Origin of the sequence: Allotamlana fucoidanivorans (assembly GCF_006265225.1) — a bacterium.
In the GTDB taxonomy this organism is placed as follows: Bacteria; Bacteroidota; Bacteroidia; order Flavobacteriales; family Flavobacteriaceae; genus Allotamlana; species Allotamlana fucoidanivorans.
Genome location: NZ_VDCS01000015.1, coordinates 67,020 through 80,376, shown reverse-complemented (window position 1 = coordinate 80,376; position 13,357 = coordinate 67,020). Strand labels below are relative to the sequence as shown.

The window sequence follows — 13,357 nt, the reverse complement described above, 5'->3', positions numbered from 1 at the left end:
TGAAATGCTTAAATTAAAACTATATATCATATTATTAACAATAATACCATGCATGGGGTGTGCTCAAAAAAAAGAGACATTCCCTGAGAAACCAAATATTATTTATATTATGACAGACGACCATGCTACTAATGCTATTGGCACTTATGGTAGCAGATTAGCGTCTTTAAACCCTACCCCTAATCTTGATAAATTAGCTTCAGAAGGCATGGTGTTTGAAAACTGTTTTGTTTCCAATTCCATTTGTACACCAAGTCGAGCTACTATAATAACAGGACAATATAGTCAAACTAATGGGGTTTTAGATTTTAGCAATGGTATTGACGGTGATAGACAGTATTTACCCATTGAAATGAAAAAACGCGGTTATGAAACAGCCATAATAGGTAAATGGCACTTGCATGAAGAGCCTTCCGCATTTGACTTTTATAGTGTTTTAGAAGGTCAGGGGAAATATTTCAATCCGTCTTTTAGAGAAAAAAACAAAGGCGAATGGCCTAAAAATGTGGTACAAACAACAGGACATTCAACCGATGTGATTACCAATAAAGCTATTGAATGGTTGTCAAACAGAAAAGATTCTCAAAAACCTTTTATGCTAATGTATCAAATGAAAGCACCGCATGATTGGTTTGAATACGCCCCTAGATATGAAGACTATCTGGCTGACTCAAAAATTCCTGAGCCAGAAAGTTTATACCATCAACCAAATTGGGGCTCGGAAGGAACTAGAGGCAAAAATGATAGTCTCATAGATGTTATAGGTAGTTCGGTTTCAAACAGACATAAATTTTTCAATTATGTAGACAAATTGAAAATAGATCCTAATTTATCAGGTGACGAAGCTACCTCTGCTTCTTATCAAAAGTATTTAAAAAAATATTTGAGATGTGTTAAAGGTATTGATGATAATATTGGTAAATTCATTCAATATTTAAAGGATAATAATCTCTATGACAATACTATTATCATCTACTCTTCCGATCAAGGTATGATGCTTGGAGAACATGATATGGTTGACAAACGTTGGATGTATGAAGAGTCTATGAAAATGCCTTTCATTATAAAATATAATAAACTGATTAAAGCGGGCTCGCGTAATGAAACAATAATTAACAATACAGATTACGCACCAACCATCATTGATCTTGCAGGAGGGCATGTGCCAGATTACATGCAAGGTAAAAGCATCAAACCCTTGTTGGAGAATGAGCAACCTGATAATTGGAGAACCGCCTCCTATTATAGATATTGGCTACATTTAGAACATCATGATATTCCTGCTCATTTTGGAATAAGAACTAAAAACTATAAGTTGATTTTCTTTTATGGCAGGCATTGGAACTTAGAAAAAGTTGGCCAAAGATCAAGATGGTGGTTACCCGATGATCAAAGTATAAAAATTGGTCCAACCCCGCCAGCATGGGAATTGTATGATTTACAAAATGACCCGTATGAAGTCATTAACGTTTACAACAATCCTGAGTATAAAGATCTTGTAATATCCTTAAAAGAAGAAATGAAAAGTCAACGAGAACTATATCATGAAACTGATGCAAATTACCCACACATTCAAAAAATTATAGATGAATACTGGGAGAAATAAAACTAAAAACAAATCAAATAAGTTTTACACCAAACATGAATCTAATGATTCTTAAAACATGAAACTTATTTATAACTAAACCTTTAAACTAAAATCTATGTCGTCAAAAAACGTATTTATCATTCGTATTGCAGCCATTGTAGCCTTGGGTGGCTTCCTACTCGGTTTTGATGCATCAGTCATCTCTGGTGTTGTTAAGTTCATTGAACCTGAGTTCAATCTTACCAAAATTCAACTGGGCTGGGCAGTTAGTTCTATTACCCTAACAGCCGCCTTTGGGATGATTATTGCTGGGCCAATGAGTGATAAACACGGAAGACGATTAATTCTAAAATATGCCGCCATTCTATTCACTATTTCAGCCATAGGATCTGCCTTAGCAGGTTCCTTTTTTTGGCTCATTATTTTTAGAATGATTGGCGGACTTGCGGTAGGTGCTGCTTTAATTATTGCACCCATGTATATTGCCGAAGTTGCCCCTCCTGAAAAAAGAGGACTTCTGGTTTCTTTTAATCAATTAAATATTGTGATAGGGATTTCCATTGCATTCTTCACGAACTATTTCATCTTAAAATGGGGAAATTCTGAAGCCGAATGGGCAAAAGCATTGGGTCTAGGAAAATGGAATTGGCGGTGGATGCTTGGGCTTGAAGCTATTCCCGCTATATTTTACTACCTCGGTCTTTTTATTGTTCCTAGAAGCCCCAGATGGCTTATGACCAAAAACAAAAGAACTGAAGCCCTTGAAACCATGAAAAAAGTGCTTTCTGAAGAAAAAGCAAAATCTCAAATACAAGAAGTTGAGCGAAGCATCTCAGAAGACTTAAAAAAAGAAAAATCAAAACTTACCGATTTATTTAAAAAGTCCATGCGAAAAGTGCTTATTATTGGCTTAGTGGTTGGTATTTTTCAACAAATAGTAGGTATAAATGCAGTGTTGTTCTACGCTCCCATGATTTTTGAACAAACGGGTATTGGTACAGATGCTTCATTTATTCAAGCCGCCCTAGTTGGTTTAACTAACTTAGGATTTACAATTGTTGCCATGTTAGCCATTGATAAATTTGGAAGAAAACCGCTTTTAATTATTGGTATGGTGGGTATAGCCCTTTGTTTATTTTTACTAAGTTATGGTTTTAGTCAAGCCAAGTATGTACTCAGTGAAGACGCTATTTCAAACCTTCCGGAAGCCATTGACAAAGAACAAATATTACCACTAAAAGATCAAGTATTTGAAAACGATTTAGAATTTAAAACTGCTTTAAAAGCAGCTTTAGGAGAAGATGCAGCAAACACACATGAGTCTACACTAGTTACTGCTTCAGCAAAAATGAATACCATGCTTATCCTAATAGGTATCATTGGATTTGTAGGCGCATTTGCTATGTCAATAGGTCCAGTCATGTGGGTGTTATTTTCAGAATTATTTCCAACAGTTATAAGAGGCATAGCTATTTCATTTGTAGGATTGGTAAATCTTGGTATTGCATTTTTAGTACAACTACTATTCCCTTGGGAATTAGCAACATTAGGAAATACAATAACATTCTTAATTTTTGGAGTTTTTGCGGTAATAGGATTTATTTTTATATGGTTTAAAGTTCCTGAAACCAAAGGAAAATCATTAGAAGAATTAGAAAAAGAATTAATACAATAAGTAGTACATAGATGAAAAATATTAGTCAAGAAGAAAAAGATTTCTTAACCAGCAGAAGCCAAACCTCTAATGAAAAAGTTGTTTTTGATTTATGCGGAAACAATTGGCAATTTGAAGGTATTCATCCTGGAGAAGGGCAAAAAACAGGATTTCATGAACTAAACTTTGATATCACTGGTGATTCATTTAACTGGAGTTTTGCTAAAGTACCTGGCGATGTATACACCGATTTGTGGCGTGCTGGGCGTATTGAAGATCCGCATTTTGGTCGTAATAGCGTAAAAGCCAAATGGGTTCCAGAACATGAATGGTGGTACAAACGTCAGTTTGATGTGCCTAAAGAAATGTTTCAAAAACACATTCAACTTGTTTTTGATGGTGTTGATTTTGGATGTGATGTTTGGTTAAATGGTGAATTTTTAGGATCACATGAAGGTATGTTTTCTAAATTTAAGTTTGATGTGTCAAATATCATTCGTTTTGAAAAATTACGATTTGGTACTAACGTACTTATGATTCGTTTGCATCCAGCACCACGAAGATATAGCCAGGTAGCTGGTAGAAAACCTGCATGGCATGGTGACTATTGGGTGAGTTTACCACCTACTGGTATCTGGAAACCTGTTTATCTTGAAGCTACAGGTAAAATTACCATTGAAGACACCTATGTAAAACCTCAGTTAACATCTGAAAACTCAGCCTCTCTTGATATTGAAATAGAACTTAAAAACCATGATCATTCAGAAAAAACCGTTAACATACAAATAGATGTTGAAGGTGAAAATTTCAATTCTAAAACATATAGCGTAAATAAAACGGTTGCTGTTTCAAAAGGTATAAATTCATACGAATTAAACCTTGGCATCAAAGATGCTAAATTATGGTGGCCATGGGATTTAGGTGATCAAAACCTTTATACAGCCAAAGTAACTGTAACCGAAGGGGAAGACATTTTATTAGATACAACAAACACCTCATTCGGAATTCGTGAAGTCAAAATGGTGCACAATCCTGGTTTTACGCTAGATGAAGTTGAAAACCCTTGGACGGTCATGATTAATGGAAAAAGACATTTTATGCGCTCAGGGACTTGGGGCGGACCACCAGATATTTTCATGGGGCGTGCGCATCCAAGTAAATACAAAGAGCTTATTCGTTTAGCCAAAGAAGCCAACTTTAATAACCTAAGAATTTTTGGCTGGCACCCCGAAGAGATTCCGCTATTTTACCAATTATGTAATGAGGCAGGAATAACCGTTTGGCAAGATGTATTACCTCTTGCCAGTTTATCATTACCAAAAGATGAAGCATTTAAACAGGCCGTTTTTGCTGAAGCCATTGCATCGGTAAAAGAGCAACGTAATCATCCTTGTTTGGTATTACTTGAAGGTTCGGAAGAATTATTTATGACAGCTTCTGATCCTGAGCATAATTTAAAATTTGTTACCGAGTTAGGTGAAGCTATAAAACCTTTTACGCCATTGCATTTTATTCCATCGTCACCTTTAAGTGATGAAGTAGGGTTAAATCTAGGCTTTAAACCTAACGAGAGTTTTCATGCCAATGATTTGTTTTATGGAGAAGGTGAATTTGTTATGGAAGACTACTTCCCTAGCTTAGATTATGCTGTAATACCGGAATTAGCGATTTCCTCTTGCCCGAATACCGAAAACATTAAGAAGTTTATTCCTGAGGAAGAAATTTGGCCACCAGGCCCAAGTTGGGGACATCATTGGACCGATTTTGATGCCTTAAGAACTCTTAATTTTGAAGTTTTAGGGAATCAAAGTAAAGATGGTTTTGAAACATTTGTGGAGGCTACTCAAGTAGCCCAAGGCGTAATTTTTCAATATGCATTAGAGCATTTCAGAACAAGAAAACCAAAAACCAGTGCCATTTGTATTTGCCACTACATCACTTTTGCACCAGATATGAAATGGGGTATTGTAGATTATTACCAAGATAAAAAATTATCTTTTGACCACGTAAGAAAAGCATACCAGCCACTTTTAATTACCATGAAACACTATAATAGAAGATGGCTTCCTGGTCAAGAATTTAAAGGTGAATTATGGATAGTAAATGATTATTATCAAGATTACACAAATTGTAAAATAGCTATAAAGTTTTTAAATAATCAGAAAGAGTTAATACAAGAAGAAAGTTTTGATATTGCAGAAATCAAAGGAGACAGCGCTTCAAAATACGTGGATGTTTCCTGCAAGGTACCAGGAACTATAGGCGATAAATTCTATGCAGAAATGTCATTATTGGATGCAGATGGTAACGTTTTATCTGAAAATGATTATTTTTTACTCGTTGCTGATAAAGACAAAGACAAAAAAGAGCTAAGAGCTATTGGTCTCGAAGCCTTTGAAATAAAACAAAAATATGGTTGGGCCAATTATTTTAGATATTACCCTGGCTTAGGCGCCGAGGAAGGCCATAAAGAAGCTGATGAAAAAATGCCTATAGCAAGAGGATTTCAAAATTAAATACTATGTTTGAATACAGTAAAAATGAGCGATTAGGAATTATTTCCTTAAATAAAGCACCAGCAAACAGCTATGATATTCATTTCTTTAAAGAATTTAGTAAATTACTAAAAGGCATTGAAAAGGATAAAACGATAGCCGTTGTACTTATTAAAAGTGCTATTCCTAAGTTTTTCTGTGCTGGTGCAGATATTAAAGTATTTAGTAAAAACACACCTGCTCAGAACCAAGACATGGTGGTTATGGCCAATAAAGTAGCACGAAAAATTGCCTCCAGTTCTAAAATAATTATTGCTTTTTTAAACGGACACACTTTAGGTGGTGGCTTAGAGTTAGCCATGGCTTGTGATATTAGAATAGCATCAAATAAACCTTTTTTATTGGGGCTTCCTGAAGTAAATTTAGGATTAATGCCAGGTAATGGCGGGATTCCTAAGCTTGTTCAACTAGTTGGTAGTTCAAGAGCCCTAGAGCTATTGGTGTCTGGTGGTACATTCTCTTCAACAGATGCTTTTAATTATGGATTAGTTACCCATTTATTTGAGGAGGAAGATGCTGAAGAAAAAGCTTTAGCTTATGCCAAAAAGATTTCTTTAGGCCCTAAAAAAGCAATGGCAGCTATCAAAAAAACAATACGAAAAGGTTCAGGAATGCGGTTAAAACAATTCTTAAACCTTGAAAAAAGAAACGTGGACAAGTTATATGATACGTTTGATGCCAAAGAAGGTTTTCAAGCCTTTGTAGAAAAACGCGAACCTAATTTTGAATAATTTTTAATTAAAACATATGGGACACACACAGGTAAAGCACTATTCATGTTACATTAATGGTGAATGGTTAGACAGTAATACTCGAGACACTATTGAAGTTGAAAACCCAGTAAATAATGAAGTATTTGCTACGGTAACAGCATGTACCAAAGAAGATGTACAGTATGCCTTAGAGTCTTCTGAAAAAGCACAAAAACAATGGGCATTGATACCTGCCAATACAAGGGCAAAATACATCTATGAAATAACGAGTAAACTTAAGACCGAACGTGAACATTTTGCAAAACTTTTGGTTATGGAACAAGGCAAAACATATCCTGAAGCACTTGGTGAAGTTGATGATACTATTACATATATGAATTATGCAGCCGAAGGCGCCAGACGCATTCAAGGGGCTATCTTCCCTGCTGAAGACGCCAATAAAAGGTTATCTATTTATAAAGTTCCTTATGGGGTTACTGTAGGTTTGTGTGCCTTCAACTACCCGTTAGCCCTCATTGGAAGAAAAGTGGGACCTGCTCTAGCCACAGGGAATACCATGATTATAAAACCTCATGAATTAACACCAATTACAGCTTCTGAGTTTTGCCGGTTAGTCGATGAAACTAGCATACCTAAAGGCGTTATTAATATGGTTTCTACAAAAACAGCAGATGCTGCCTCGTTATTAGTAGAAAGTCCTATTACAAAATTAATATCCTTAACAGGAAGTACACGAGCTGGTAGAGCCATGTATCGTGCCGCTTCAGAAAATATAACAGGCCTCATTTTGGAATTAGGAGGTAAAGCGCCTTTTATAGTTTGTGATGATGCCGATATTGATAAAGCCGTTGATGCTGCCGTTATTTCAAGATATGCTAATTGCGGACAGGTTTGTATTTGTAATGAAATGGTTTTTGTTGATGAAAAGATTGCCGACGAGTTTACTGAAAAAGTTATAAAACGAGCACAGCAAATAAAAGTGGGTGATCCGTTTGATGCTTCCGTTAACATGGGACCTAATGTAAGTAAACTGGGATTAGATCGCGTAGACCAATTAGTAAAACAAAATTTAAATGAAGGCGCAGAACTTCTTTTAGGTGGCGGACGCCCCGATGGTGCTTATTTTGAAAAAGGCAACTGGTATACGCCTACTATTCTAGGGAATGTTAAAGGAGACCATGCTACAATTAGTCAAGAATTATTTGCTCCCGTAATGCCTATTGTTAAGGTAAATGGTTTTGAAGAAGCTGTATCATTGGCTAATGATAGAGAAGAAGGTTTATCTGCATACTTATATTCAAACGACTATAGAATTCATCAAAAAGCGATAGACACAATGGAGGTTGGAACCATTTTCATAAATCAACAGATTATTGGGAATATTCAAGGGTATCACTCCGGGCATAAAACATCGGGGGCAGCTGGTGAAGATGGTGTTTATGGTTTAGATCATTATTTGCAAAAAAGAACCATTTATTTAAACTACGAATAATTATTTATTATGGTTATAGGAGTTATTTGGGTGCTTTTAGCCGCAACACTACTCGGTTTTTATGCCTTACCGAGCAAATACACAGAGAACTATGCTATTGAAAACACTTGGGCTGGTTTTTGGTTTTTAGCCATGTTTCTGGTGCCAATACTTGCCACTTTAGGCTTAGTTGACGGACTGTTTGACACCTATAGGCAAGTACCTAATAACTTGTTTATTATTATATTTTTGTTTAGTCTGCTTTGGGGTGTTGGTAATCTATTATGGGGTATAAGCATTTCTAAAATAGGAATGGCACTAGGGTTTTCTCTATTAATTGGGGTTTCAACCTTAGTGGGGTCCATCCTTCCCTTTTTTATGGGAGGCATTGAAAAACTAAGCTCCAAAGGAGGGTTAGTTATTCTGTTAGGCATTTTTATTATTATGTTAGGTATTATGGCCAATGGTAAGGCAGGTTTACTACGAGAAAAGAATGAATCGAAAAATCAAGAATTTACCAATGAAACATCTAATAACAAAATGCGAAATGGTATTATCTTATGCATAGTTGGTGGATTCTCAGCAGCTGGATTCAATTTAGCGTATCATGTAGCAGATAATTTGGCTCATATTGGTTCTATATCGCAGGATCAGTTTAATAATGCATCATGGATTGCAAGATTGGCGGTTATGTTACCTGCATTTATTGGCAGTGGTATTTGTATTCTTATATATTTTAGTATACAACTTACCAAAAACAAAACGTGGACTCACTTTAGTAATAAAGGAAGTGTTAAAAATATATTCCTTCTTTTAATCATGTCTATTGTTTATTGTGCTTCATTAATTATTTATGGTTTAGGAGCTTATGAGTTAGGTCCTTTAGGTACAACAGTAGGGTTTGCTATTTTTCAAACAGGCTGTATCATGGTTGCAAATATTTTAGGATATTTTACTGGCGAATGGAAAAATGCTGGAAAACAAAGTAAAAACTGGTTAATTCGTGGTTTAGCCATAATGACTGTAGGTATAGTGGTAATAGCCTACGGCAATGCATTAATTTAAACGAACATAAATGACTACAACTTAAACCCCAAGACACGCTTTATCGTGTTTTAATATTTTTTCAATACTAATACAGATATATTAAACTTATTATAAACTATTCTTCATTTTTAAGTAATAATTATTAAATTTAAAAAGCATTCCTTATTAAATTCATAAAAAAAAAAAAAAAAAAATTAAACACTCACCACGCTATTTTATAATATGAAAAAATATGATGCTCAAATAGGATATTTTAAAATAATAATGAATATGCTATTAAAACATCAGTGTTATACATGCCTCTTCCCCATGTTTATTAAATTATTGACACTATTGGCATCTCATAAAATCCCATTTAAATATACTCTAAATATGCATTTGAATAAGCCTCTATTTAACCTTAGCTTTATTCATATGCCTTTCATAAATAATAATATGGGCACATCAATAGATATTATAATTTAATCAACTGAATAAACTAAACTACCATGGGAAAATTTCAAAACCTTAAAAATTCATGCATTTTAATTTGTTTCTGCATTTTTTGTAACTCCAATTTGATATCTCAAGTCAAAATTTACGAACAAGAAGAAGTCATTCCTACCTATAAAGTTGGAGCCAATGAGGTGAGTCCCATTTTTTATACGGGCAGAAGTGTTCAAGGTGCTCAAGGCAAAATTTACCCCTATCCGTTGCAAACAAGACTAAGTGATTCTCTGGTTGATGTAACTTACAACATGATTGTGCTAGAAAACGAATATCTCATTGTAAAGGTATTACCTACTTTTGGAGGTAGACTATTCTCTGCTATTGATAAAACAAACGGTCATGAACTTTTTCATACCAATAGTGTAATTAAACCAGACCTAATTGGTACACTTGGCGCATGGGTTTCTGGTGGTATTGAATGGTGCTTCCCTCATCATCACAGAACAACAACCATGTTGCCTGTTGATTACAGAATGATAAAAAATCAAGATGGTAGTGCGACCATTTGGATTGGCGAAACTGAAAAAACCATGCGTATGAGAGGTGTGGTTGGTATTACCCTAAAACCTGGACGATCCTATATTGAAACAGAATATAGAATTAACAACACAAATGAACTAACAAAAACCTTTTTATTCTGGGCAAATGTAGCCGTTACTGCTAATAACGATTTTAGAACGTTTTGGCCTCCAAGTCAAGAAATAGGAGTCTACCATAACAATACCAGTTTTATAAGCTGGCCTATTTCAAATGATACTGAGCACTATGCTAGAACAAGTTATAAAGCAGGAGTAGACTTAACCTGGTGGAAAAATCACCCCAATCCTGTTTCATTTTTTATGTGGGATATTAAGGAAGGTTTTATTGGAGGATATGATTATGGTCAAAATGCAGGCATGATACACGTTGGTGATCCCTATAAAAATAATGCTTCAAAACTATGGCAATTTGGTCCTGGTTTGGCAGGTCAAAATGCAAGAAGAAAGCTTACCGATGACGGAAAAGCTTATGTTGAACTTATGACTGGAACATTTTCAAATAACCAACCTGATTATAGCTGGATTATTCCCCATTCCGTAAAAGAAGCAAAAAATTATTGGTATCCTATTAGAGACATTGAAGTTGTAAAAAATGCAACTATTGACGCTTCGGTTACGCTTCAAATGCGAAACAAAAAGACCGTTTTTTATGGATTCAATACCACAAAACCGTTTAAAAATGCACAATATACATTGCAATATAACGGTGCTATCATTGCTCAAGGTCAAATCAATATTGACCCAACAAGTCCTTTTACAACAACCTATAAGAGTAAAACCGATTTAGATGAATATAAGCTTCATATTGAGTTAAAAGATGACAACAATAACAGTATTATATCCTACAAACCTTACCAACCCAAACGGCCTGAGTTACCTAGCCCTCAAGAAAAGATATTAGATGCTGATGAAATTGAATCTGTTGAAGATTTATATTTAACAGGGCGTTTTGTTGAGCAATTTAATCGTCCTGGGATGAACCCTGATGATTATTATCTAGCAGCTTTACAGAAAGCTCCAAACGACCATCGGGTAAACATAGCCTTAGGAAAACGTAGACTCAATCAAATGCGCTATGCTGAAGGTTTACAATATTTAGAAACTGCTGCTCATAAACTGCATATTAAATATTATCAACCCAAGGAAGGTGAAATTTTTTACTATTTGGGAATAGCTCACAAAGCCTTGGGAAATAACTATGAAGCTTATAAATATTTTGCTCGGGCAACCTGGTATTATGAATGGGCTTCCGCAGGGAATTTTCAATTAGCACAACTAGAATCTAAACAATCTAATATCCAAAAAGCATTGGAATATATTGAGAAAGCCTATTCAACAAATAATTTAGATGGTAAAATTATAGTACTGTATAGCATACTATTAAGAAAAACGGATCAGCCAAACAAAGCGCAATCCATTTTAAAAAACTTAATTGCTTTTGATCCCTTAAATTATACCGCACTAAATGAACTTTCTAAATTAAATAGTTCTAATGATTGGTCTGACTTAAAGAACGGTATGCAAAACGTTGATAATAACTTTTTAGAAATAGCTTTGCCCTATTTGAATGCTGGTTTTAACGAAGAAGCTATTCAGGTTTTAGAATCAATAACAGCTCCTAAAAATCCCCTCATCTATTATTATTTATCCTATTTATATGCGCAGTCAAATAACACAAAAATCGCAAAATCTCTTATTGCAGATGCCAAACAACTGTCTTTAGATTACTGCTTTCCCTATCGTGCAGAAACGGAAACCATTTTAAAACATGCTTTAAAATTAGATAACAACAATGCAGATGCTTATTATTTATTAGGTAATTTGTTATTTGACCACCGCCCTAGTGAAGCCATTTTGGCTTGGGAAAAGGCCTTGAATATACAACCTGATTTTCCTATGACTTTAAGGAATTTGGCTTTTGGTAGTTTTTATCACAAACAGAATTATGATGAAGCTGTTAATTATATTTTGAAAGCCATAAACTTAGATAATTCGCATGCTATTTGGTATACAGAGTTAGCGAAGTATTTTGACTATACAAACAAAGGTTACGAAGAATGCCTTAGTATTTTAGAATCAAACTTAAACGTTATTAAACAAGATATTACCGCTCCAAAAATGTATGTTGAATTGCTCAATTTAAATGGCAATTATGATCAAGCTATAAATTTTTTAAACACGCATCATTTTAGAACTTGGGAGGGTGGCCGAGAAATTTATTGGCATTACGTAGATACCTATGTTTTAAAAGCAAAACATTTAATTTCACAAAACAATGCACAAGGCGCTATAGAATATTTGAATAAAGCTTTTGAATATCCAGTAAACTTAGAAGTTGGTAAATCATCAACCGATGAAAAAAATGCATTGATTCACTATTATCTTGGGGAGGCTTATACTGCCCTTAACAAATCTAAAAAAGCTAAAACCCATTATACATTAAGCGCCAATGCCAACAACGGATATGGCATGTACGATTTAAAGTATTTTCAGGGACTATCACTTTTAAAACTAGGAAAGACTGAAGAAGCCCAAAATCTATTTAGAAATCTCATCAAAACAGGTGATAAAATTATTAATAAAGGCAGTAACATGACATTAATTGCTGTTGAGGAATCATCATCAAACTTAAATAAAACGAAATCCAATGGGCTTTGTCTTCAAGCATTAGGTCATAGAGGATTAGGTGATACCGAAAAGGCTAACGCTCTTTTTAAAGAAGCCCTAAAAACCTATAGAAATAACTTGTGGGCCAACATTTTAGTTAATGATTAAAAAATTCTGATAAGAAAATTAAGTTTAGTAAGAACGCTAATAAAATAAAAAAACATGCATATTAAATCACAATTTTACGAAGACTACACATTAGGTCATAAAAGAGAAACCTTGGGAAGAACCATTACAGAATCAGATTTTGTTACTCATGCTGGTCATACAGGAGATTTTTTTCCACATCATATGGACGCTGAGTGGTGTAAAACACAACCTTTTAAACAACGCATTGCACATGGCACCTTAACCTTTTCTGTGGGTATTGGTATGACTGCTACAGAAATAAACCCCGAAGCCTTCTCAAAAGGGTATGATAGGTTACGCTTTATAAAGCCCGTTTACATTGGAGATACTATTAGGGTTGCTGTAACCATTAGCGAAAAAAAAGAATCAAAACGTCCTGAATTAGGACAAATTAATGAACATGTTGAGATATTTAATCAAAATGATGAATTGGTCTTGGTTTGTGACCATATCCTTTTAGCTAAGAAAAAAGAATACGAACGTTAAACACATAAAAAAATAAGCA

The 13,357-nt window shown here is 34.6% G+C and carries 8 protein-coding genes; all 8 read left to right on the top strand.

The annotated features are described in order from the left end of the window. Positions 1–4: 4 nt before the first annotated feature. The 8 genes from FGF67_RS14925 to FGF67_RS14890 all read left to right on the top strand — a co-directional run bounded on the left by FGF67_RS14925 (position 5) and on the right by FGF67_RS14890 (position 13,338). A complete protein-coding gene (locus tag FGF67_RS14925) occupies positions 5–1,606 on the top strand; it encodes a sulfatase family protein (RefSeq protein WP_139698564.1) in 1,602 nt (533 codons plus the stop codon). A gap of 97 nt (positions 1,607–1,703) precedes the next feature. Next, the gene (locus FGF67_RS14920) at positions 1,704–3,263 is read left to right on the top strand and encodes a sugar porter family MFS transporter (protein WP_139698563.1); all 1,560 of its coding nucleotides are present in this window, start codon (positions 1,704–1,706) and stop codon (positions 3,261–3,263) included. Positions 3,264–3,274: 11 nt separating this feature from the next. Next, positions 3,275–5,758, top strand: coding sequence for a glycoside hydrolase family 2 protein (locus FGF67_RS14915; protein WP_139698562.1), 2,484 nt, complete (start codon positions 3,275–3,277; stop codon positions 5,756–5,758). Between the two features lie 5 nt (positions 5,759–5,763). Then, a complete protein-coding gene (locus FGF67_RS14910) occupies positions 5,764–6,528 on the top strand; it encodes an enoyl-CoA hydratase/isomerase family protein (RefSeq protein WP_139698561.1) in 765 nt (254 codons plus the stop codon). 16 nt (positions 6,529–6,544) lie between these two features. Further along, positions 6,545–8,002, top strand: a complete 1,458-nt coding sequence (locus FGF67_RS14905; RefSeq protein ID WP_139698560.1) for an aldehyde dehydrogenase family protein — start codon at positions 6,545–6,547, stop codon at positions 8,000–8,002. 9 nt (positions 8,003–8,011) lie between these two features. Beyond that, positions 8,012–9,046, top strand: coding sequence for an L-rhamnose/proton symporter RhaT (locus FGF67_RS14900; RefSeq protein ID WP_139698559.1), 1,035 nt, complete (start codon positions 8,012–8,014; stop codon positions 9,044–9,046). A 539-nt stretch (positions 9,047–9,585) separates the two neighbouring features. Next, the gene (locus FGF67_RS14895; protein WP_158293228.1) at positions 9,586–12,831 is read left to right on the top strand and encodes a tetratricopeptide repeat protein; all 3,246 of its coding nucleotides are present in this window, start codon (positions 9,586–9,588) and stop codon (positions 12,829–12,831) included. A gap of 54 nt (positions 12,832–12,885) precedes the next feature. Further along, a complete protein-coding gene (locus FGF67_RS14890; protein WP_139698557.1) occupies positions 12,886–13,338 on the top strand; it encodes a MaoC family dehydratase in 453 nt (150 codons plus the stop codon). The last annotated feature ends 19 nt before the right edge of the window (positions 13,339–13,357 follow it).

Bases quoted from the DNA above. Each gene is read 5' to 3' on its own strand.
- FGF67_RS14925 (WP_139698564.1), top strand. From the start codon at position 5: ATGCTTAAATTAAAACTATATATCATATTATTAACAATAATACCATGC.
- FGF67_RS14920 (WP_139698563.1), top strand. From the start codon at position 1,704: ATGTCGTCAAAAAACGTATTTATCATTCGTATTGCAGCCATTGTAGCC.
- FGF67_RS14915 (WP_139698562.1), top strand. From the start codon at position 3,275: ATGAAAAATATTAGTCAAGAAGAAAAAGATTTCTTAACCAGCAGAAGC.
- FGF67_RS14910 (WP_139698561.1), top strand. From the start codon at position 5,764: ATGTTTGAATACAGTAAAAATGAGCGATTAGGAATTATTTCCTTAAAT.
- FGF67_RS14905 (WP_139698560.1), top strand. From the start codon at position 6,545: ATGGGACACACACAGGTAAAGCACTATTCATGTTACATTAATGGTGAA.
- FGF67_RS14900 (WP_139698559.1), top strand. From the start codon at position 8,012: ATGGTTATAGGAGTTATTTGGGTGCTTTTAGCCGCAACACTACTCGGT.
- FGF67_RS14890 (WP_139698557.1), top strand. From the start codon at position 12,886: ATGCATATTAAATCACAATTTTACGAAGACTACACATTAGGTCATAAA.